Source organism: Bradyrhizobium sp. Ses1 (assembly GCF_059512365.1).
The window spans coordinates 51,414-72,027 of sequence record NZ_JCAMOQ010000044.1; the positions used below are offsets into that span (position 1 = coordinate 51,414).

General features: G+C 61.1%; 26 protein-coding genes and 1 pseudogene. 20 read left to right on the plus strand and 7 right to left on the minus strand.

What is annotated here, in order from left to right; translation table 11 throughout:
• Positions 1 to 10 precede the first annotated feature (10 nt).
• From nifK to AC5ZG5_RS34400, 9 genes are all read left to right on the plus strand, one after another.
• Positions 11 to 1,570, plus strand: a complete 1,560-nt coding sequence (gene nifK, locus AC5ZG5_RS34360; protein WP_456645390.1) for a nitrogenase molybdenum-iron protein subunit beta — start codon at positions 11 to 13, stop codon at positions 1,568 to 1,570.
• Between the two features lie 94 nt (positions 1,571 to 1,664).
• Positions 1,665 to 3,329, plus strand: a complete 1,665-nt coding sequence (gene nifE, locus AC5ZG5_RS34365) for a nitrogenase iron-molybdenum cofactor biosynthesis protein NifE (protein ID WP_456645389.1) — start codon at positions 1,665 to 1,667, stop codon at positions 3,327 to 3,329.
• A gap of 8 nt (positions 3,330 to 3,337) precedes the next feature.
• Positions 3,338 to 4,744: a nitrogenase iron-molybdenum cofactor biosynthesis protein NifN gene (nifN, locus tag AC5ZG5_RS34370; protein WP_456645388.1), complete on the plus strand. Its 1,407-nt coding sequence runs from the start codon at positions 3,338 to 3,340 to the stop codon at positions 4,742 to 4,744.
• Positions 4,741 to 5,136, plus strand: a complete 396-nt coding sequence (gene nifX / locus AC5ZG5_RS34375) for a nitrogen fixation protein NifX (RefSeq protein WP_456645387.1) — start codon at positions 4,741 to 4,743, stop codon at positions 5,134 to 5,136. The genes nifN and nifX overlap by 4 nt, the downstream gene beginning before the upstream one ends.
• A gap of 8 nt (positions 5,137 to 5,144) precedes the next feature.
• Positions 5,145 to 5,615 (plus strand): NifX-associated nitrogen fixation protein, encoded by a 471-nt coding sequence (locus AC5ZG5_RS34380; protein WP_456645386.1) that lies wholly within the window; start codon positions 5,145 to 5,147, stop codon positions 5,613 to 5,615.
• Positions 5,616 to 5,624: 9 nt separating this feature from the next.
• Positions 5,625 to 5,825, plus strand: coding sequence for a CCE_0567 family metalloprotein (locus AC5ZG5_RS34385; protein ID WP_208829873.1), 201 nt, complete (start codon positions 5,625 to 5,627; stop codon positions 5,823 to 5,825).
• Positions 5,826 to 5,838: 13 nt separating this feature from the next.
• Positions 5,839 to 6,138: a ferredoxin III, nif-specific gene (fdxB, locus tag AC5ZG5_RS34390; protein WP_456645385.1), complete on the plus strand. Its 300-nt coding sequence runs from the start codon at positions 5,839 to 5,841 to the stop codon at positions 6,136 to 6,138.
• A 282-nt stretch (positions 6,139 to 6,420) separates the two neighbouring features.
• Entirely contained in the window at positions 6,421 to 6,696 is a 276-nt protein-coding gene (locus tag AC5ZG5_RS34395; RefSeq protein ID WP_456645384.1) for a hypothetical protein, read from the plus strand.
• Positions 6,693 to 7,709: a serine hydrolase domain-containing protein gene (locus AC5ZG5_RS34400; protein ID WP_456645383.1), complete on the plus strand. Its 1,017-nt coding sequence runs from the start codon at positions 6,693 to 6,695 to the stop codon at positions 7,707 to 7,709. Before AC5ZG5_RS34395 ends, AC5ZG5_RS34400 begins: the two co-directional genes overlap by 4 nt.
• 114 nt (positions 7,710 to 7,823) lie before the next feature.
• On the opposite strand, the gene AC5ZG5_RS34405 is transcribed toward AC5ZG5_RS34400, so the two are convergent.
• From AC5ZG5_RS34405 to AC5ZG5_RS34420, 4 genes are all read right to left on the minus strand, one after another.
• A complete protein-coding gene (locus AC5ZG5_RS34405; protein WP_456645382.1) occupies positions 7,824 to 8,453 on the minus strand; it encodes an FMN-binding negative transcriptional regulator in 630 nt (209 codons plus the stop codon).
• Positions 8,454 to 8,512: 59 nt separating this feature from the next.
• On the minus strand, positions 8,513 to 9,451 hold the full coding sequence (locus AC5ZG5_RS34410) for an aminotransferase class I/II-fold pyridoxal phosphate-dependent enzyme (protein ID WP_456645381.1): 939 nt from the start codon (positions 9,449 to 9,451) through the stop codon (positions 8,513 to 8,515).
• Positions 9,388 to 9,672, minus strand: coding sequence for a GntR family transcriptional regulator (locus tag AC5ZG5_RS34415; RefSeq protein WP_456645380.1), 285 nt, complete (start codon positions 9,670 to 9,672; stop codon positions 9,388 to 9,390). The genes AC5ZG5_RS34410 and AC5ZG5_RS34415 overlap by 64 nt, the downstream gene beginning before the upstream one ends.
• Before the next feature lie 284 nt (positions 9,673 to 9,956).
• On the minus strand, positions 9,957 to 10,799 hold the full coding sequence (locus AC5ZG5_RS34420; RefSeq protein ID WP_456645379.1) for a HipA domain-containing protein: 843 nt from the start codon (positions 10,797 to 10,799) through the stop codon (positions 9,957 to 9,959).
• A 12-nt stretch (positions 10,800 to 10,811) separates the two neighbouring features.
• Here AC5ZG5_RS34420 and AC5ZG5_RS34425 point away from each other — a divergent pair, with 12 nt between their 5' ends.
• A complete protein-coding gene (locus AC5ZG5_RS34425; protein ID WP_456645378.1) occupies positions 10,812 to 10,991 on the plus strand; it encodes a hypothetical protein in 180 nt (59 codons plus the stop codon).
• Here the strand turns inward: AC5ZG5_RS34425 and AC5ZG5_RS34430 are convergent.
• Positions 10,942 to 11,151, minus strand: a complete 210-nt coding sequence (locus AC5ZG5_RS34430; protein WP_456671242.1) for a HipA N-terminal domain-containing protein — start codon at positions 11,149 to 11,151, stop codon at positions 10,942 to 10,944. The genes AC5ZG5_RS34425 and AC5ZG5_RS34430 overlap by 50 nt on opposite strands.
• A gap of 102 nt (positions 11,152 to 11,253) precedes the next feature.
• Complete coding sequence (locus tag AC5ZG5_RS34435; protein WP_456645377.1) at positions 11,254 to 11,526, minus strand: helix-turn-helix domain-containing protein; 273 nt, start codon at positions 11,524 to 11,526, stop codon at positions 11,254 to 11,256.
• 515 nt (positions 11,527 to 12,041) lie between these two features.
• Between AC5ZG5_RS34435 and AC5ZG5_RS34440 the strand changes: the two genes are divergently transcribed.
• The 5 genes and pseudogenes from AC5ZG5_RS34440 to AC5ZG5_RS34460 all read left to right on the plus strand — a co-directional run bounded on the left by AC5ZG5_RS34440 (position 12,042) and on the right by AC5ZG5_RS34460 (position 16,606).
• Positions 12,042 to 13,088 carry an aromatic ring-hydroxylating dioxygenase subunit alpha gene (locus AC5ZG5_RS34440; protein ID WP_456645376.1) on the plus strand — a complete coding sequence of 349 codons (1,047 nt, stop codon included), beginning with the start codon at positions 12,042 to 12,044 and terminating at the stop codon, positions 13,086 to 13,088.
• A 3-nt stretch (positions 13,089 to 13,091) separates the two neighbouring features.
• Positions 13,092 to 13,841 carry a GntR family transcriptional regulator gene (locus tag AC5ZG5_RS34445; RefSeq protein WP_456645375.1) on the plus strand — a complete coding sequence of 250 codons (750 nt, stop codon included), beginning with the start codon at positions 13,092 to 13,094 and terminating at the stop codon, positions 13,839 to 13,841.
• 12 nt (positions 13,842 to 13,853) lie between these two features.
• Positions 13,854 to 14,834, plus strand: a complete 981-nt coding sequence (locus AC5ZG5_RS34450; protein ID WP_456645374.1) for a PDR/VanB family oxidoreductase — start codon at positions 13,854 to 13,856, stop codon at positions 14,832 to 14,834.
• Positions 14,835 to 15,329: 495 nt separating this feature from the next.
• Positions 15,330 to 15,697: pseudogene (locus tag AC5ZG5_RS34455) on the plus strand (transposase); the annotation flags it as partial.
• Positions 15,698 to 16,192: 495 nt separating this feature from the next.
• Entirely contained in the window at positions 16,193 to 16,606 is a 414-nt protein-coding gene (locus tag AC5ZG5_RS34460; RefSeq protein WP_456645373.1) for a Rieske (2Fe-2S) protein, read from the plus strand.
• A gap of 9 nt (positions 16,607 to 16,615) precedes the next feature.
• Here AC5ZG5_RS34460 and AC5ZG5_RS34465 read toward each other — a convergent pair whose 3' ends face one another.
• The gene (locus tag AC5ZG5_RS34465; protein ID WP_456645372.1) at positions 16,616 to 17,206 is read right to left on the minus strand and encodes a hypothetical protein; all 591 of its coding nucleotides are present in this window, start codon (positions 17,204 to 17,206) and stop codon (positions 16,616 to 16,618) included.
• Positions 17,207 to 17,485: 279 nt separating this feature from the next.
• On the opposite strand from AC5ZG5_RS34465, the gene AC5ZG5_RS34470 reads away from it, so the two are divergent.
• Genes AC5ZG5_RS34470 through AC5ZG5_RS34490 form a run of 5 tightly spaced genes read left to right on the plus strand, consistent with a single transcriptional unit; the run spans position 17,486 to position 20,398 of the window.
• A complete protein-coding gene (locus AC5ZG5_RS34470; RefSeq protein WP_456645371.1) occupies positions 17,486 to 17,809 on the plus strand; it encodes a HesB/IscA family protein in 324 nt (107 codons plus the stop codon).
• A gap of 16 nt (positions 17,810 to 17,825) precedes the next feature.
• Positions 17,826 to 18,116, plus strand: a complete 291-nt coding sequence (locus AC5ZG5_RS34475; protein WP_456645417.1) for a NifU family protein — start codon at positions 17,826 to 17,828, stop codon at positions 18,114 to 18,116.
• Positions 18,113 to 19,312, plus strand: a complete 1,200-nt coding sequence (gene nifS, locus AC5ZG5_RS34480; RefSeq protein ID WP_456645370.1) for a cysteine desulfurase NifS — start codon at positions 18,113 to 18,115, stop codon at positions 19,310 to 19,312. The genes AC5ZG5_RS34475 and nifS overlap by 4 nt, the downstream gene beginning before the upstream one ends.
• Before the next feature lie 4 nt (positions 19,313 to 19,316).
• The gene (gene nifT, locus AC5ZG5_RS34485) at positions 19,317 to 19,538 is read left to right on the plus strand and encodes a putative nitrogen fixation protein NifT (protein WP_456645369.1); all 222 of its coding nucleotides are present in this window, start codon (positions 19,317 to 19,319) and stop codon (positions 19,536 to 19,538) included.
• A complete protein-coding gene (locus AC5ZG5_RS34490) occupies positions 19,535 to 20,398 on the plus strand; it encodes an SIR2 family NAD-dependent protein deacylase (RefSeq protein WP_456645368.1) in 864 nt (287 codons plus the stop codon). Before nifT ends, AC5ZG5_RS34490 begins: the two co-directional genes overlap by 4 nt.
• Positions 20,399 to 20,614 lie beyond the last annotated feature (216 nt).

Here is a 20,614-nt window from a genome sequence, read left to right on the forward strand (position 1 = left end):
GATCCCACCTATGGCGCAGAGTGCAGAACACGTGCTCGATCACGTCGAGCTGTTCCGCGGACCGGAATACCAGCAGATGCTGGCCAATAAGAAGAAGATGTTCGAGAATCCCCGCGATCCCGCGGAGGTCGAACGCATCAGGGAATGGGCGAAGACACCCGAATATCGCGAGAGAAATTTTGCGCGCGAAGCGCTGACGATAAACCCAGCCAAGGCCTGCCAGCCGCTAGGCGCGGTGTTCGCCTCCGTTGGCTTTGAGGGCACGCTGCCCTTCGTGCACGGCTCCCAGGGCTGCGTGGCCTATTACCGCAGCCATCTGTCGCGGCACTTCAAGGAACCAAGCTCCTGCGTCTCCTCGTCGATGACGGAGGACGCTGCCGTATTCGGCGGGCTGAACAACATGATCGATGGACTCGCCAACAGCTACAATATGTACAAGCCCAAGATGATCGCGGTCTCCACGACCTGTATGGCGGAGGTGATCGGAGACGACCTTAACGCCTTCATCAAAACGTCCAAGGAAAAAGGCTCGGTTCCAGCGGATTTCGATGTGCCGTTCGCGCACACGCCAGCCTTCGTAGGCAGCCACGTCACCGGCTATGATAATGCGCTCAAGGGTATCCTGGAGCATTTCTGGGACGGCAAGGCCGGAACAACGCCGAAGCTTGAGCGGGTGCCCAACGAGAAGATCAACTTTATCGGCGGCTTTGACGGCTACACCGTCGGCAACATCCGTGAGATCAAGCGCATCTTTGAGTTGATCGGAATCCAGTACACCGTTCTTGCCGACAATTCCGATGTGTTTGATACACCAACCGACGGCGAGTTCCGGATGTATGACGGCGGCACCACGCTGGAAGACGCCGCGAAGGCGGTTCACGCTAAGGCAACGATCTCCATGCAGCAGTGGTGCACGGAAAAGACGCTGCCGTTCATCGCAGATCATGGCCATGAGGTCGTAGCGTTCAATTATCCGGTCGGCGTCTCCGCAACGGATGAGTTCCTCATGGCGCTGTCGCGCATCACTGGCAAGGATATCCCCGAGGAATTGGCGCGAGAGCGCGGTCGCTTGGTCGACGCGATGGCTGACTCCAGTGCGCACATCCATGGCAAGAAATTCGCAATCTATGGCGATCCAGACCTCTGCTACGGGTTGGCTGCCTTCCTGCTCGAGCTTGGCGCTGAGCCGATCCATGTGCTGTCGACGAACGGCAACAAGGATTGGGAGGCAAAAATGCAGACGTTGTTTGCGAGTTCGTCGTTTGGACGGAACTGCCATGCGTATCCGGGGCGAGACCTCTGGCATATGCGCTCGCTCTTGTTCACCGAGCCGGTCGACTTCCTGATTGGCAACACGTATGGCAAATATCTTGAGCGCGACACCGCCACGCCGCTGATCCGGATCGGCTTTCCGATCTTTGATCGGCATCACCATCACCGCTCTCCGGTGTGGGGCTATCAGGGCGGCATGAACGTACTGGTGAAGATTCTCGACAAGATCTTCGACGAGATCGATAAGAAGACCAACGTTCTCGGCAAGACCGACTATAGCTTCGACATCATTCGCTGATGAGGAACGCCATGCGCGCCATCGCCGCCAAACGTCGGCGATGGCCGCAGATGGGCTGATCGTTGCGCACAAGCTCTGTTGAGAGGAAAGACGGATGAGTTCGCTATCGGCCAGGATCCAAGTGATTTTTAATGAGCCGGGCTGCGCCAAGAACGCCAGAAAGTCGGTTGCCCAGCGCAAGAAGGGCTGCACCAAGCAGCTACAGCCGGGCGGCGCCGCGGGCGGCTGCGCCTTCGACGGTGCAAAGATCGCGCTGCAGCCTTTTACCGATGTCGCCCATCTGGTGCACGGTCCGATCGCCTGTGAGGGGAACTCCTGGGACAACCGCGGTGCGGCTTCCTCTGGTGCCAGCATCTGGCGCACCGGCTTCACCACTGATATGAGCGAAACCGATATCGTATTTGGGGGCGAGAAGCGTCTCTACAAGGCAATCAAGGAGATCATCAGCAAGTACGACCCGCCTGCCATCTTTGTTTATCAGACCTGCGTCCCCGCCATGATCGGCGACGACATCAATGCGGTCTGTAAGGCGGCTTCGCAAAAGCTGCGCAAACCGGTCATTCCCGTCAATTCGCCGGGCTTCGTTGGCCCCAAGAACCTCGGCAACAAGCTCGCCGGCGAGGCCTTGCTCGAGCATGTCATCGGCACGCAAGAGCCGGACTACACCACGCCCTTCGACATCAACTTGATCGGGGAATACAATCTGTCCGGCGAGCTCTGGCAGGTTAAGCCGCTGCTTGACGAGCTCGGCATCCGCATCCTCTCCTGCATCTCCGGCGATGGCAAATATCGCGAAGTTGCCTCTTCGCACCGGGCGCGCGCTGCCATGCTGGTATGTTCGAAGGCGATGATCAACGTTGCGCGCAAGATGGAGGAGCGCTACCGCATTCCGTTCTTCGAGGGATCGTTCTACGGCATCCAGGATTCTAGCCGTTCGCTACGCGAGATCGCGCGGCTGTTGGTCGAACGCGGCGCGCCTTCCGAACTGATCGGGCGCACCGAGACGGTGATCGCGCGGGAGGAGGCGCGCGCATGGGCCGCGATCGAGCCGTACAAGCCGCGCTTTGCCGGGAAGAGGGCGTTACTGATCACCGGCGGTGTCAAGTCCTGGTCCGTGGTGGCTGCGCTGCAGGAGGCGGGGCTCGAGCTGGTCGGCACCAGCGTCAAGAAATCCACCAAGCAGGACAAGGAGCGCATCAAGAAGCTGATGGGGCAGGATGCCCATATGATTGAGGACATGACGCCGCGCGAGATATACAAAATGCTGAGGCACGCAAAAGCGGACATCATGCTCTCGGGTGGCAAATCGCAATTTGTTGCGCTCAAGGCAGCGATGCCCTGGCTCGATATCAACCAGGAGCGCTGCCACGCCTACATGGGCTATGTCGGTATGGTGAAGCTGGTTGAGGAGATCGACAAGGCGCTGTTCAACCCGATCTGGGAGCAGCTGCGTCGGCCGGTGCCGTGGGACAAGGTGGCCAAGAGCCGGCAGACCAAGGCGATCACGCAGATTGGTGCGCAGGCCGCCAAGATCGCCGCCGATCCGCAGACGACCCGGCGCTCGAAAAAGGTTTGCTTCTGCAAGGACGTCGATCTCGGCACCCTCGAGGATGCGATCCGCTCGCATGGCCTCGCCAGCGTCGAGGCAGTCCGCCAGCACACCGACGCGTTCGGTGGCTGCTGCAAGAGGCGCATCGAGGACGTCCTAGCCACCATGCCGGTTTCCTCGCCGCCTGCCATGCTGCGGGCCGCGGAATAGGACAAGTCATGGCCATTGTTACCACGCCGACGAAGGCGTGCGCGGTCAACCCGCTCAAGATCAGTCAGCCGATCGGCGGCGCATTCGCCTTCATGGGCCTGCGTGGGGCGATGCCGCTTTTGCACGGCTCGCAAGGTTGCACGTCCTTTGGGCTCACGCTGTTCGTGCGGCATTTCAAGGAGGCGGTGCCGCTGCAGACGACTGCGATGAGCGAGGTGGCGACCGTGCTCGGCGGTTATGAAAATGTCGAGCAGGCTATCCTCAACATCTATAATCGCGCCAAGCCGGAGATCATTGGGATCTGCTCGACCGGGGTCACCGAAACCAATGGCGATGATGTCGACACCTACATCAAGCTGATCCGCGAGCAACATCCGCAGCTCGCCAATTTTCCTTTGATCTTTGTCTCGACGCCTGATTTCAAGGATGCCTTCCAGGACGGCTGGGAAAAGACGGTGGCACGCCTCGTCGAGGTGCTGACGGAGGCGCCGCTGGCCGAGGCAGAGCTTGATCCCGCGCGGGTGAATGTTCTCCCCGGATGTCATCTGACGCCGGGTGACCTCGACGAACTGAGAACCATCCTGGAGGATTTCGGTCTGAAGCCATCCTTCCTGCCTGATCTTGCGGGATCGCTGGACGGACATATCCCGGACGAGTTTACGCCGACGAGCATTGGCGGCATCGGGGTTGACGAAGTCGCGAGCATGGGCCGGTCCAGCTGGACCATTGCGATTGGTGCGCAGGTGCGACGGGCGGCAGAAGCCATGCAGGCCAAGACCGGGGTGCCGTTTCGCCTGTTCGAGCGGCTCTGCGGCCTGACCCCCAACGATGAATTCATTGCTTTCCTGAGCGAGATCAGCGGCCGCCCTGTGCCAGCAAAATATCGCCGCCAGCGCGGGCAGCTGGCAGACGCGATGCTGGACGCGCATTTCCATATCGGCGGCCGCAAGCTTGCGATAGGTGCCGAGCCAGACCTCTTGTTCGACCTATCCAGCATGCTGCACGAGATGGGTGCGCAGGTCACCGCGGCCGTGACAACCACGCAGTCCCCGGTGCTGGAGCGGATCGAGACCAAGGAGGTGCTCATCGGCGATCTTGAGGATCTGGAAGAGCTTGCTAGGACGAGGGGGTGCGATCTGCTGATTACGCATTCGCATGGCCGCCAAGCGGCGGCGCGGCTGAAGATTCCATTTTACCGCGCGGGATTTCCGATGTTCGATCGGATCGGCGCGGGACACCAGCTATCCGTCGGCTATCGCGGCACGCGCGATCTGATCTTCAATATCGCCAATCTCGTGATCGCCGACCGCGAGGAAAATCACCAGCCGACGCCCGACAGCTGGCGGACCTCGAGTCGGCCCTTGAGGCCGGATGGCCTCAGCGTCATCGACGCAGCAGAGAGGTCAATTGCATGAAGGTCGCATTCGCTACCCAGGACTTGAGGCGCGTCGATGCGCATTTTGGCTGGGCCAAGAACATCGCCATCTATGATGTTGGGCCGGGCGGGCACGTATTCCTGAAGGCGGTCCAGTTCGACGGCGATCTCAAGGAGGACGGCAACGAGGACAAGCTCGCGCCCAAGATCGAGGCGATCAAGAATTGCGCCATCCTCTATGTCGCTGCTATCGGCGGCTCCGGTGCCGCCCGCGTGGTGGCCAACAATATACATCCCATCAAGGTGGGGCAGCCCGAGAACATCCTCGCCCTGGTCGAGAAGCTCGAGCGCGTGCTCAAGGGTACGCCGCCGCCCTGGCTGCGCAAGGCGCTGGCGAAGGACCAGCACCGAACGCTCGATTTCGAAGAATGAGGACGGCCATGACTGCGGCTGCAGATATCGTGCAACCAGAGAACACGCTCGATGCGCCATTCGTGAGAGAACTGGTTAAGATTTGGCGCGCCCAGGACATTCATGGCGCCTGGGACGGCAAGAGCGATCTCGATCTGCTCGAACCGTATATTCTGGATAAGGAAAAGCGGCGCGCGCTGCCGATCGTTGGCGATCCAGATCCGGATGTGGTTTGGCGGCTGGAGCTGTTCTTCAATGCGGTCGCGCTCTCAATCGAGAAAGCGACGGGTGTGATGATCCAGGCGATGCTGAAGATGCACCATGAAGGCTTTGGTCGCATGGTGTTGATCGGCGGCCGTCTAATCGTGGTGAACAAGCAGCTGCGCGATGTGCATCGCTTCGGCTTCGACAATCTCGCAAAGCTCGCCGCCGAGGGTGACAAATACGTCAAAGGCGGCATCAAGATGATCCGGAAATTTCCTGACGTTGCGAACTATTGAGGGCAGCTCATGAGCGATCTTGAAATCGTAAAAGCAGAAATAAAAAAGCTATCGGCCAAGGCGACGCAGGCCAAGATGGATCTGCACGACCTCTCGGAGGAATTGCCCGTCAACTGGACCTCGATCATGGCGGTGGCGCAGAAGGCGCACGATGCCTTTGCCGAACTCGAGCGCAAGCGCGAGGACCTCAAGGCGCTGGAAAGGGCCTAGAAGGTATCCGATCATGTCATTTGCAACGCGCGACGGCCGTGACTGGACACCGGAGTACCTGATGTCGATTGATGCCAAGAAGTGCATCGGCTGTGGCCGCTGTTTCAAGGTCTGCGGTCGCGACGTCATGACCTTGAAGGGCATCAACGAGGAGGGCGATCTTGTCGATCTGGACGACGACGAAGACGATGAGATCGAGAAGAAGATTATGGTGATGAATGACCAAGGCGCTTGTGTCGGTTGCGGCGCCTGCGCCCGGGTTTGTCCGACCAACTGCCAAACTCACCAAACCGCCGCAACGCAAGCCGCTTGAGAGCGAGCTCTGTCCGCCTTTTGCCGCGAGCAAGCGGGAGTTGGGCGGCGAAGCCATGAACTGCGCTCGGGGATAGACCCACTTGGCGCCGGGCGCATTCCCACCAGCTTGCGGATGCTGAGTCGCCCCGTCCCCAGAAAGAATCATGTCTTCGTCGGCCGCAAGTATGGGGTTCGGATGGCTCGAAATGTCTGCGCTACTATGGATCGGATACCGGCAGCCTCAATAACTTCATTCCGCTGTCGCGAAGAATGCTCAGAACAGCTCTACGGGAGGAACATCATGATCTCACGTCGTCTTGTGATCGGTGTGCTCGGGGCGGGACTGGTAGCGTTCGCGCTCCTTGCCACCCCGGTGGCGCTGGCCTTTTCGCCCGAAGCGCGCAATGCGAAGCTTCATCAAACCCTTAAGGAATTGGTCGAAGGCTGCAGTACTCCGGGTATTGTGGTGCAGATCCTTCAGAATGGCCGCCCGGTCTACAGCCGCAGCGTCGGCATTCGCAAGGTGGGGAGCGCCGTGCGATCGGCGAGAACGACATATTCCGCCTCGCCTCAATGACCAAGGCTGTCACCTCGGTGGCAGCGATGATCCTTGTCGAGCAGGGCAGGATCGGCCTGGACGATCCGGTCAGCCGTTTCCTGCCCGAGTTCGCCAAGTTGCAGGTGCGCGGTCCTGACGGCACTGAGGGTCCTGCGAGCAGGCCGCCGACAATTCGCGAACTGCTGACCCATACGGCCGGATTCTCCTATAACTTCATTAATAATCCCCGACTCGTTAATGCATACCGCGAAGCGCGCGTGACCGACGGGCTAGATCAGGGCGAGGTAACCACAGCCGAAGCGATGCAGCGTCTCGCCTCTGTTCCGCTTGGCTATCAGCCTGGTACAGGCTGGGAATACTCGCTGGCCACTGACGTGCTCGGGCCTGTCATCGAGAAGGTGACGGGAGCCAGCCTGGGAGCTTTTGTAATCGAGCGCATCGCAAGACCTCTGCGCATTGAGAGCTTTGTGTTCAACGCACCTGAGACCATGCACTCACGGTTCGTGCAGGTGACACGGCCCGCACAGGTCACGGGCGCACTCGGCACGGGCTACGTTCCGGTGATGGCACCTGAGGCTGTGCCGTTCCCTCCAACCAAGGGCACCGCCGATTTCGACCCGAACCGCGCCTTCTCACTGACCGCCTATCACTCTGGCGGCGCCGGCATGAGCGGCACTATCGGGGACTACGCGCGGGTCCTGCAAATGCTGCTGAACGAAGGCGAACTCGACGGCGTGCGGGTGCTCCGCGCGGAAACGGTGCGGCAGATGACGCAGAACGCGACCGGCAACATGCCGACGCTTCGCGGGCCGGGTTGGGGCTTCACGCTGGGCTTTGGGATCGTGATCGATCCGGCTGCAGCCAAGAGCCGCCTTCCGGCCGGCAGCTACGGGTGGGGCGGCATCTATGGCACGCAGTTTTGGATCGATCCGGCAAACCGCGTCGTCGGCCTAGTAATGACCCAGACGGCGATTATTGGCTCCGGCCCGATCTCGAATCCCATTCGGGAAGCGTTCTATGCGATCGATTGAGTTCGACACCCAGCGCTCTTGCGCTCGCCTTTAGAGCATGATCCGGAAAAGTGGGCGCCGGTTTTCCGAAACGATCATGCTCAAGCAAAAAGATAGAGCGGGACCACATGACCTCTAGGCCTGAATCGGAATGAGGGGAGCCACTTCCCGATCCTGCGGTTTTTCGCTCGCAGCAAGGCCAGCGGCGACGCCGATGCGGTCTGCCTCGGGCCGATTTTGACTCATCTTGCGCTTGCCCTCGAACCTGGTGACCGGAATGCGCACCCCAACGATACCGCGCAGTTGCGCGGCGATGAAATCAGCGGGTGCGTCGCTGACAGCCCAAGGGTTCGTACGCGACGTCTCATGGACGTTCGTCAGCCGTGTGACCACCTCGAGCATACGTTCGGGCTCCTGGAAGAACTCGACCGGCCCGTACGCGTGGACGGCGATGTAATTCCATGTCGGCACCACCTTCCCGGTTTCTTGCTTGGTGGCATACCATGAGGGCGTCACGTAGGCCTCCGGGCCCATGAAGATCGCCAGAGCCTCGCCGTTCGAGGCCGCTCGCCATTGCGGATTGCTCTTCGCCAAGTGCCCGTACAGAACTCCGTGCTGTCCTTCGGTCTCCTCGAGGAAGAGCGGCAAGGGTGTCGCAAGCGGCCCGTCCGCGGTGGCCGTGACCAGGTTGGCGAGGCCGGCGGATCGGATGGTCGCTAGGATGCTTTCGACTTCGTCATCTTTGAAGGCGGGGGGCACATACATGTCGGTTCTCCGTTCTCAGCCCTGACATAGACCCAGCCTGGCAAGATTGAAACTGCCAGTTATCGCTGATTTTGCTCGTCTAGCTGTAGGGGCATGCGGCTATGACAATCGCCGCGAACGAAGCTGATCGACGGCTTGAGCCAGAAGCTGACAGCCGCGCTCGATCTGGCGCGGTTTCCAGCGCGGCGTAACCCATGACGAGCCCGATATTGTCCGGCTGGCACCGGCGGCCCGGATGACGTTTGATCGAAGAGGGGGGCGACTGGATAGATGCCCACGCCCTTGACGCGAGCAGCTTTGATCAACGCTGGTTCGGACGTTTGGGTCAGATCGCGAAACCAGACCACCACATGCAAGCCGGCCGCGGCGCCATCGATTTGGATTCGGTCGCCACATCTGCGGCGCAAGGCATCGAGCAGGATTTGCCGGCGCTCGCCGTTGCGCCGTCGGACGCGGTTGACATGCCCGTCGTACGCACCCGTCTCGAACATCGTAGCGAGCGCTTCCTGCTCGACCAGCGGCGTGTGTCTGTCCATGATCTGCTTGGCCGTGGCGAACAGGGACTGAATTTCAGAGGGCACCAATAGATAGCCGATCCTCGGCGTCGGCGAGAGCTTATTGGAGACGGTCCAAGATAGATGACGTTCTCGATGCGGCGGCGTCACGTACGCGAGCCGCGCTTGGGACTTTGCAAGCTGCTCCGTCTCCAGTCTGTCGATGTCGACCGGAATCGGCACCGCGGCAGCTCCGGTGGCAGAGAAGACGTGCCTCGCCATCAGGTGGCCGGGATCTTCCATGGCGAACCGATCGCCGGGGTCGAGCAGCAGTCGCGCACACAAATCGAGCCCTTGCTGCGAACCATTCACGATGATGATTTGATCGCAGTCTGCGAAGAGCTTGCGTGGTTGTTCCTCCGAGCCCGGCGCGAGCTGTATTAATCGCTCGCCGTATATCGATAGCCGCGCCTTCCGTGACGACGGCCGCGACGTAGCGCGCACGCGCCCCCGCTCGACAACAGCTTGTGCAAGGCCCGGGCGGGCGCCGTGGCGGATCTCAAGGAGCCTTCCGCCGCGAGTTGTTCATAGGCGACGGGCACCGTACCGCGTGATACGCCGAGTTCGCCGGCCAGGGCGCGGGACGATGACAGCAGGCCATCGGCGCCGTACAGGCGCCCCAAGATCTGATCCCTGAGCGCTTCGTAGGTCTGACGCGTTCCCATTCGCACGGCGGGTGCCGAGGGGCGTCTTCATCTGGACCATCAAAAGTTCGCAAAAATTGGCTTGCTTGATAACCCACTCTCTAGCCATTCGGGTTGAATGCCAAGCTGTTCCGAGGAGGTCGCGGCGCAGGCACCCCGCGGTGCTATTCCGGGCGGTGCCGCAGAGTCTATTCCAGCAGGTCCTTCGTTTCGACGACCCGTCAACGGCGCGCCGGTGCGGACGGAAGCCATAAATTCGAACGGCGCAAATCCAGTTCGCCCCGGCAGCAACCGTTTTCTGTTTGCTATTGCACTTTCAATGAATGCAGGCGCTGCATTGCCGCCGTTTTCACCGAATTATGGATTGCCTCGGGAAAACCTTTTGGCAGCTCGTTTTCGATTTTAGCGAGCGCAGCTTCAGCGGTAGATGCGATGCATTCGATTGATTCCTGTACGAGCTTTTTCGGGACGCCCTCCGCTTCGCCCGTCTGCAAGAAATGCCGGCCCTGTACTTCGGCAATCCTGTAGTGATTGTTTGTCCCTGCCGACATTGCGAGCTTCATCTGCTTGCACTGAATCTGACCGGTGTCCAGACTCGGCTGTGCCGTGAGCACGTCGTAGAGTGGTGTCAGATGGTAGCGACCTCCGGGTGTAATGAAGATGCTCAAATTCTTCGCATGGCCATCGGTCGCGCCAATCAGCCAAAAGAAGATTTGCGCTCTGAGCAGCGTCGCCTGATCCTCAGCGGGCGTGTCGCCGCCTTTGAGCAGATCAAGAAGCTTCACCATCCCGGGGCCACCACCGCTCTGATATTTGCGCGTCGGCGGGACCGATAGGGCCTGACAGCAGTCCTCCTGTGGCAGGCGGAGTAGGCGGCCATCCTTCGTCCACCGCCGGTCGAAGCGCTCGATGACGAGCGCCGTGGTCTTACCGAAAGTCACAATCTCGGCATGGTTCACCGGCAGGCCGGAGGCGGCGGCAAGTCTGAGGCAGTAATATTCGTTTTCGACGCTGTTCGAAAGGTCGATGCCGTTGGGCAGCTCCCCGATCTGCGTTTTGAAAATATGGCTCGTCGGCGTCGTGCCGTACGGCTTGAGCCACTTGCCGCCGTACCGCAGCAGCGCCGTTTTCTCCTGCGCTCCTGCCACGGAAATCCGGAAATGATCGTCGCGCTTAAGTCCGAGCGGAGCCTGGGCAAGCCCGTTGAGGAGCTTTTCAATCGCTTCCTCATCGACGACCTCGCCGGCGATGGTATGACCATCGCCATGGTGATCATCATCATGATGATCGTCATCGTCGGCAACGAACTGCAGGGCGCCGACGCAGTCCCGGGCCAATAGCGGCGAGCAGACTGTAGGCGTCGCTCCCGGCAGCGCCGACCTCTTGCGCTACTCGCCGACGGAGCGCATCGGAATCGGGGAGGAGATTATCGAAGACGGCCTTGACGGCTTCGCCGCGAAAGGCATCCTCCCGCAGCGGCAGCGACGACGAGACGGGCAGGGCATGTTCTCATCCGAGCCAGTCAGCCTCATACCGGAATGCAATAGGCAGTCGCCGCCTTGCCGGCCGACAAGGCGGTTGTTGAGGAGCACGCACAGCGGCTCATGGCGAGGACGCCGGGGCATCAGAAAATGTCCTCAAGGTCGGCGGTTGTGCCTTTGGTGCGGGGGAGATCCGGAACTCAAGGTCCAGGGCCGCGAGTACCGCAAGGATGGTATCGAGCTTGGCCGCCGGATGGCCAGTTTCGATGAGCGAGATTGTCTCCTGGCGGAGGCCCGCCCGCGCGCCGACCTGCGATTGGCTGAGCCCCCGCTTCTTACGGGTGCGGCGGATCAGGTTGCCAATCTGGTTCGGTGTGCGCCCGAGGTCGGTCATTTCTTTTACTCCGACCGAAATATGTGCTGAGTGCGATAAAGCCAGAATATCGGATATGACGCATAAACGGTCATTATGCGCTGAGCTGCATAAAAATGGGTTCATCGGAGCTAGGATATGACTTTCGGTACACGGTGTGCGCGAGGTCGATCGGGCAGACTTGCCCATCAAAGACGCGGCTAAGTAGGCGTCTGCCCCGATGATCAATCGCGATTGCGCGCCAGTGCAGCGGGCGGACACCAAGCGTTCCTCCAGAAGATCGCCGACTTCCAGCCCAAATGGCCGGACTACGCGCCACAGGCGCTGCGGAAATGCCTGCGAAAGGCTGTTGGCTCTTCAGTCCGCCTTAGGCGCGATCGCGTCGTCGGGAGATCCCGCAGATCGTGCACCGCGTTACCAGAATCGTATACAAGAATCTCTTCAGATCTAGGAAAAATCGCCAGATGTTGCCGCGTTGGCGCCACACTGTATACATATGGCATACAATATCAATCCCCAAGGGAGGACAGGATCTCATGCCAAAACCCTTTCCCAAGAATGCCTGGTACGCGGCCGCTTGGGACGCGGAGGTCAAACATGAACTCTTGCCGCGCACGATCTGCGGCAAGCACGTCGTGATGTACCGGAAGAGCGATGGCGAGGTCGCAGCCCTTGAGGATGCCTGTTGGCACCGCCTGGTGCCACTATCGAAGGGATGGCTCGAAGACGACACCGTGGTCTGCGGCTATCATGGCCTGAAGTACAATGCGCAGGGCCGCTGCACCTTTATGCCCTCGCAGGAGACGATCAATCCGTCGGCCTGCGTGCGTGCCTACCCCGTCGTCGAACGGCATCGCTTCGTCTGGCTCTGGATGGGCGATCCGGCGCTGACTGATCCCGCGCTGGTGCCGGACATGCACTGGAATAACGATCCAGCCTGGGCTGGCGACGGCAAGACCATTCACGTCAAATGCGACTACCAGCTCGTGGTCGACAACCTGATGGACCTCACCCACGAGACCTTTGTGCATGGCTCGAGCATCGGCAATGCGGCGATTGCCGAGGCGCCGTTTGATGTCACGCATGGCGAGAAGACGGTCACGGTGACGCGCTGGATGAAAGGGGTGGAGCCGCCGCCATTCTGGGCCAAACAGCTGGGCAAGCCCGGGCCGGTCGACCGCTGGCAGATCATCCGGTTCGAGGCGCCGTGCACCGTCAACATCGATGTCGGGGTGGCGCCGGTCGGGACAGGCGCACCGGAAGGCGACCGGTCGCAGGGTGTGAATGGCTATGTGCTCAACACGATTACGCCGGAGACGGAAAAGACCTGCCACTATTTCTGGGCCTTTGTCCGCAATCACCGCCTCAACGAGCAGCGCTTGACCACGGAAATCCGTGAAGGCGTCGCGGGCATCTTTCGTGAGGACGAGATCATCCTGGAGGCGCAGCAGCGCGCCATGGACGAGAATCCGGATCGCGTGTTCTACAACCTCAACATCGATGCCGGCGCGATGTGGGCGCGGCGGCTGATCGACCGCATGGTGGCGAAGGAAAATCCGCCGCAACGGCTGGCCGCGGAGTAGACCATGGCGGAGCGCGACGCCGACCGCTCCGTCTCGCAGACCGTGCGCGCGCAGCTTGCGCTGCGCGACCTGATCTTATCGGGCGGTTTACGCCCCGGCGCGCGTATCTCCGAATTTCAGGCGGTCGAAACCACCGGCGTCTCGCGCACGCCAGTGCGCATGGCGCTGGTGCGGCTGGAGGAGGAAGGTTTGCTGGAAGCGATTCCCTCCGGCGGCTTCAGGGTGAAAGCCTTTTCCGAGCGCGACATCCTTGATGCCATCGAGCTGCGCGGCACGCTGGAGGGGCTGGCCGCGCGTTTCGCGGCCGAACGCGGCGTCTCCTCGCGCGATCTCGAACCGCTGAAGGAAAGCCTCAGTGAGATCGACCTGCTGGTGCGCCAGGATCCGATCTCGGTCGAGGCCTTCTCCGCCTACGTCACACTGAACGCGCGCTTCCATGCACTGCTGACCGAATTGTCGCGCAGCCCGCCCTTGATGCGGCAGCTCGACCGCGCCTGCGCGTTGCCCTTTGCTTCCCCCAGCGGCTTCGTGATGGCGCAGTCGCGGCTGCCTGAGGCCAATCAGATCCTGCTAATCGCGCAGGACCATCATCGGGTCGCGGTCGAGGCTATTGAGAACCGCGAGGGGGCGCGTGCAGAAGCAATCATGCGCGAGCATGCACGCCTCGCCGTGCGCAACCTGCGGCTGGTATTGCGCAATCGCACCCATCTGCTGCAGGCACTCGCGTTGGTCAAGTCGGCTGCGGCCGAGTAAGCGGAGACTCCGATGCGCTTCATCGAAACCTGGACACAAGCAACTGTCGTCGCCACGCGTGACCTCACGCCTAGCATTCGTGAATTCCTGCTGCGCCCGGACGGCATTGCGATCGCCTCCTATCCGTTCGGCAGTCACGTCGAGGTCGGCGTCAGCATCGACGGTCGGCCGCAGACGCGTTCTTATTCACTTGTCGGCGAAGCCGATCGGTTGGGCTATCGGATTGCCGTCCGCCGCGCAGCGGATTCGCGCGGCGGCTCACGCTATATGTGGTCGCTGGCGCCAGGCGCGCGGATCAGCATTACCCTGCCGAGCTCGCTGGTTCACCTCGACTGGACGAGGCAGCATTATTGCTTGATCGCGGGCGGCATTGGTGTCACGCCGATCGTCGGTGCTGCGCAGGCGCTGGCCCGCCGCGGCGCCGACGTCACGCTGCATTATGCTGTGCGCTCGCGCAATGACGCGGCTTATCTTGATGCGCTTAAGGCTCTGCTCGATGATCGCCTTATCGTCCTCGCCGGCGACGAGGGCCGCCGTCTCGACCTGGACGCGCTGTTCGCCTCGCTTCCGGCGGAGACCATGGCGCTGTGCTGCGGTCCAATGCGGATGTTGGACGCCGCGCGGCATGCATGGTGCGGTGCCGGCCGTGCGCTCGATGACTTCCGTTACGAGACTTTCGGCTCGAGCGGCCTGCTGCCGACCCAAGCGTTCCGGGTGCGGCTCAAGGACGAAGGCACCGAGATCGAGATCCCGCGCGACCGCTCGCTGCTCGAGGTGCTCAACGACGCCGGCCACGAGGTGATGAGCGATTGTCGCCGGGGCGAGTGCGGCGTTTGCGCCATCGACGTCGTCGCCTTCGACGGCGAGATCGACCATCGCGATGTCTTCTTCAGCGATCACCAGAAGCGCGAAAACCGAAAGATCTGCGCCTGCGTCTCGCGCGCCCGCGGCACGATCACGGTCGACACGCTGCATCGGGCGGATGCGACATAGCTCACTCGCCTGGCCCGCCTACGCTACGCCGCGTGCGTTTTCTTCGCATCGAGCAGGCCGCAACCTGGGCGGCTGGCACCGGCCGGCCGATCAGGTAGCGTGAACTTCGTCGCAATCGATCTGGCGCAATATTCGAGCTGGTTGGTTGTCTCGATACCCTCCGCCACGAGGCTGATGCTGCAGGTCCTGCGGCTAGACCAGAGGTTTTGATTGATTGGTTCGAGATTCCAACGCGGGTAGCTGCTCGAGAGGGACCAGCACTTCGATGCTGCGGAGCAAGCCGGGCTGGCGCCTGATGAGGCCCGCGCGTTAGAGGATCAATACCATCTGGTGAACGGAAGGCGGGGATACCCCGAAGTGCCGTTGCATCTCTCACTCGGCAGATGGCCGGCGATGCACGCGGGCGTAGGCGTCGATGAAGACCAGATACTGTGACCTGCCACTGCGCGTTTCCTCCAGAAGGAGTTAGAGTCCGGCCCGCAGAAGGACGGACGAATGAAGCGAGCAAGGTTCACGGAAGAGCAGATTATCGCGGTATTGAAGGAGCATGAGGCTGGAGCGAAGACGGCCGACCTGGCTCGCAAGCACGGTGTTTCCGAGGCGACGATCTACAATTGGAAAGCCAAATTCGGCGGCATGGACGTCTCTGAGGCCAAGCGGCTGAGGGCCTTAAAAGAGGAGAACGCGAAGCTGAAGAAGCTTCTGGCGGAGCAGATGCTCGATGCGGCCGCCCTTCGCGAGTTGCTTTCAAAAAAATGGTAGGGCCCACCGCCAAGCGCGCTGCGGTGGCGCATCTGCAGGCCGTCATGAGCCTGTCGGAACGGCGGGCCTGCTCGATCGTGGGCGCGGACCGGACGATGATCGCCGCGGTAAAGACAGAGCGGGACATCGCGCAGGTCGCGTTCGACCGGGCCGTTGCCGAGATGCGCCCTGACACCAAGATTACGGAAGAAAAAATTGCCGCCTTCACCGACGCCATGCGGGCTAATGTCCTCACGGGCGAGACGCCGTTCCGGCGTGCCTATATCCGATCCGTGATCTATCAGGTGGAGGTGGATGATGCGGAGATCCGGATCATTGGCCGGAAGACGGTTCTGGGGCGGCTCGTCATGGGGGAACTGCTCCTTCTGGAGTGCCCAGTTTTGTTCGCAAGTGGCGCACGCGACACGATTCGAACGTGTGACCTCCACCTTCGGACGGCCGCACAGCGCGAATCCGTCGATCGTGCACCGGTCGCAATTAGTTGTGGTCTTGCGACAGCGCCCCGGACTCCCAAGAAAGGCTGGGGCGGCCATCTGGTACTTTGCGCGATTCTTGCAGGGTTGATCGCAGGATGATCAATTGAAGGTTGTCTTGTCATGAACGAGCTGCGGACGCAGCCCAATACCGCCTATGCGATCTGCGGCTTCAACGATATTCCAAGCCAGCGCGCCATGGGGTTCCACCTCATGATCGTCGACGAAAACGGCAGCCATAGGCCGTGGCCCATTGTCGTGGTGCGCTGGGGCAAGCGGGTGTTTGCATATCTCAACAAATGCCCGCACAATGGCGTCAATCTGGACTGGGAACGCAACCAGTTTTTCGATCCCCGCGGCATCCGGCTGATGTGCGGCAAGCATGGCTCTACCTTCGAGCTCGGCACCGGCCGCTGCGTCGACGGCCCATGCAAGGGCAGCAGTCTCACGCCGGTCGCGTTGACGGTGCTGGACGGCGATATCTGCGTGACCGGCGTGCGGCTTGTCGAGGAGGAGAATTCCTCTGGGGAAAGCTGAAGCCGGCGCTCAGACCGGCCGGTTCTCGTTGCGGTTTTTCACGGGCTCCATCCTCTTCAGCCCGTCTTCGTAAGAAATCTCGTCATAGGACGCATCGACATTCGTGGCCGCGTCGAGCAGGTAGTCGAGCTTGCCGGGCGCATCGAGCTTCTTGATGTCATTCTTGTCGACCCCGACCAGGTCCATCATCTCCTTCCAAACGGTGGATTCATCGCACGGCAGCACGTTGAAGGTGATATCACCGAGCTTGACTCGGTATTTCGCCAACAGGTCTATGTTGTTGCAAAACATGAAGTAGCTGCCGTCAGGGCTTAGCGCACCCTCAAGGACGTTTGCGACATCGGCAAGATAAGCGAAGCAGTGCAGATAGCCGGCCAGGGCCGGAATGGTACTTTCGCCTTCGTGCACGACCGTCAGTACCTGTTCGATCGAATAGTGGGGCGGCCGCTTCTCGTCCGCGACCTGGGCCTGGAATTGCAGCGCAATATCGCCGCGAAACCCGAACCGGCCCGGTTTGGTGGTGCCACCCTTGAATATGGCATTGAGCAGGCGGCCCTCCTTCTCCAAGCGGCCGAGCGCGGTGTTCTCGATTGCAGTCATGAAAAATCATCCCTCGATCCAAGACAATGGCCGGACACCCCGGCGGCAGACGCGATGCAAATTGTTTGCCGCCGCGTGAGGAACGCTTCACTGGTGGAATCCATAAAAGAAACACCCAATCGCGCCGCGACCGCTCATCAGCCATGTCAGGAACCCGACACGCGTTGCAAAGCCAGCAGGCCGATTTGAAAAAAAGTCGAGCGTTATCAAGTTCTGGCGCGCTGGCATGCGACTTGCCAATGCGCAAGGCAACCGATGCGGGCAAATGAACGGTGAGCTATGATCAATCTGACGGACAATGCAGTGAACGCGCTCAAGAGCGCGATCTCGGCTTCGGCGCAGCCGACGAGCGGCCTGCGCATCATGGTCGAGGCCGGCGGCTGCGACGGGTTCAAATACAAGATGGGCCTCGCCGACGAGGCAAAGCCCGACGACACCGTGATCGAGCGCGACGGCATCAAGGTGTTCGTCGACAATAAGAGCCACGAGCACCTCGCCGGCACGACGATCGATTTCGTCGTGGCGCTGGAGGGCTCGGGCTTCACCTTCGACAACCCGAATGCGAGCTCGAGCTGCTCCTGCGGCAAATCCTTTAACAGATGAAAAGAGAAATCAAAGCATGCTGGTCGAACCGGAACAGCTGAAGCAAACATCGGTTGTTGAGACCGATCGCGAGCAACTCATTCGTGCCGTGATCGAGGAGATTCGGCCCAATCTGCAACGCGACGGGGGAGACTGTCAGCTGGTTGGGATCGACGGCAGCAAGATCACGGTCAAGCTGACCGGTGCCTGCGTGCTCTGCAAGCTTTCAAGCGCGACGCCAGAAGGCATTCAGGCGCGGCTGATCCAAAGGCTCGGCGAATTCGTTCGCCTGATCCCGGTCGCCGGCGTCGCCAATCCGCGCCATTGAGCGAGGCGTTTGTGCCGATCTATCTCGACAACAATGCCACCACGCGGACGGATCCGTGTGTCTTGCAAGCCATGTTGCCGTTCTTCACGGAGCGGTTCGGTAATGCCTCGTCCACCCACGCCTTCGGCAGCGAGGTTGCGGGCGCGGTGGCTAAGGCACGCCGCAGCCTGCAGAGTTTGCTGGGAGCCGCCCACGATCATGAGATCATCTTCACTTCCGGCGGGACCGAGTCCAACAACGCCGCCATCCTTTCTGCGCTCGCGACCGAGCAAGGGCGCGACGAGATCGTCACCACCTCCGTCGAGCATTCCGCTATCCTCACGCTGGTCGAGCAATTGGCGATAACGGGCATCAAGACGCATGTGATCCCGGTGGATTCGCGCGGCCGCCTCGACCTCGAGGCGTTTCGCTGGGTGCTTGGACCACGTACGGCGATTGCGTCCGTTATGTGGGCCAACAACGAGACCGGCACGATTTTCCCGGTGGAGTTTCTGGCCGGGTTGGCGCGTGCGGCAGGTGCGCTGTTTCACACCGATGCGGTGCAGGCCATAGGCAGGCTGCCCATCGACCTGAAGGACAGTGCTATCGACATGCTCTCGCTATCCGCGCACAAGCTGCACGGCCCCAAGGGCATCGGCGCGCTTTATTTGCGACAAGGCACGAAATTCAGGCCGCTGATCTGGGGTGGAGCACAGGAGCGACGGCGCCGCGGCGGAACCGAGAACATCCCCGGCATCATCGGTCTTGGAAAAGCTGCAGAGCTTGCCGCAGAGGGGCTCGAGCCGGAGCGTGTTCGCATTGCCGCGTTGCGCGATCGCCTGGAGCAGGCGATTTTGCACACCGGCCACTGCATCGCGCTCGGTGATGTCAGCAACCGCCTGCCGAACATAGCCAACATCGCCTTCGAAGATCTCGAAGGCGAAGCAATCGTCCACCATCTCAACCGAGCGGGCATTGCCGCTTCGCTCGGATCAGCTTGCAACTCGGGGTCAATGGAGCCATCGCATGTGCTGCGCGCCATGAACGTGCCGGCAAGGAGCCTGCGCGGCGCGGTGCGCTTTTCCCTCTCGCGTGAAACTACGGCCGATGAAGTCGATCAGGTCGTCCGCGTACTGTCGGGCATCCTCGCCAACCTGCGTGCCATGTCACAAGAGCCTCCCAATCCCGCCAGCGCTTCGCCCCAATGCACGAGTTGATCTCATGAAAGTCATGATCCGCCGCTCTCCGGAGGGCCTGTCGATCTATGTGCCGAAAAAAGATCTCGAGGAGCCGATTGTGGAATCGGAGCGCGAGACGCTGTGGGGTGGCTGGATCAGAATAGGCAATGGCTGGGTGCTCGATCTACCCGAGATGGCAAGCGACACGCGGCTGCCGATCACGATCAATGCAAGGAAGCGTGGCGAGGACGGCGACGGCCGATGAAGGCGATGGCGCAAATCGACTTCGTCAATGCGGCCGATGCGGAGGCGATTCTCACTGACATAGCGAGGAGGCTGCGTGCCGCCAGCATTGTTCCCTATCTCGGACCTGGCCTCGCTGATGTGTCCAAACCGGATGCGCCGATGACGCCGGACGCCTTGGCTGCTTTCTTCGCCAGCAAGGTCGCGCTGCCGCGCCGGGCCAAGGGCAACATCTGGGCGTCTGCGCAGCACATCGAGAGCAACAAGCATCGCTCCACCGTGACGGCGTTGATGGCGCTGGCCTTTGCGGCACCGGTCGAGCCGACGCCGCTGCATCATCATCTCGCCGCGCTGCCCCTGCCTGTCATCGTCGATACCTGGTATGACGGTGCGATGCGGGCGGCGCTTGGCAGGCGCGAGGGATGGGGTGAGGTGCAGGGTATCACCCGCGCCGGCCTCGGCGAGGACCGCTGGTATCGCTTCTATGATGCAGCGGGCAGAGAGGTCGACCATGATGCGGCGCAGAGCTGGAGCACGGTCCTCTATAAGCCGCACGGCGGCGTGTTGCCCGCAAGGAACTTCCTGATCTCTGACGCCGACTATGTCGAGGTCCTGACCGAGATCGACATTCAGACGCCGATCCCCGATGTGGTGAAAGAGCGGCGCAGTGGCCGAAGCCTTCTCTTCATCGGCTGCCGATTCAACGATCAGCTGCTGCGAACTTATGCGCGGCAGCTCACCAAGCGCTCGGCCGGTGTTCATTACGCCATCGTGGAGCCGGATGTGCTGTCCAGGAATGAACTGCGTTTTCTGGTCGAACAGGGCCTGACGCCGCTTGCGATCCCGCTCCCGCGCGCGATCGAGATCCTGCTCGCCGGCTGACAGACCGGTATACGGGTGTCGATGTTGCTCGCGTGCCGGCGCACGCGAGTTGTCTTTCGTTCGCGCCAGGGAATGAGTACGTTCATCTCTGTGTCAGGATCGAGACGCCTGTCACACTTCTAACATTGCTAATGTCGTGCAGAAGGCCGTCGCTTTCAAGGCAGAGGGCGGTAAGCGGCTCAGCTTTTGACCTAGATCAAAATTGCTCGCAAGTCC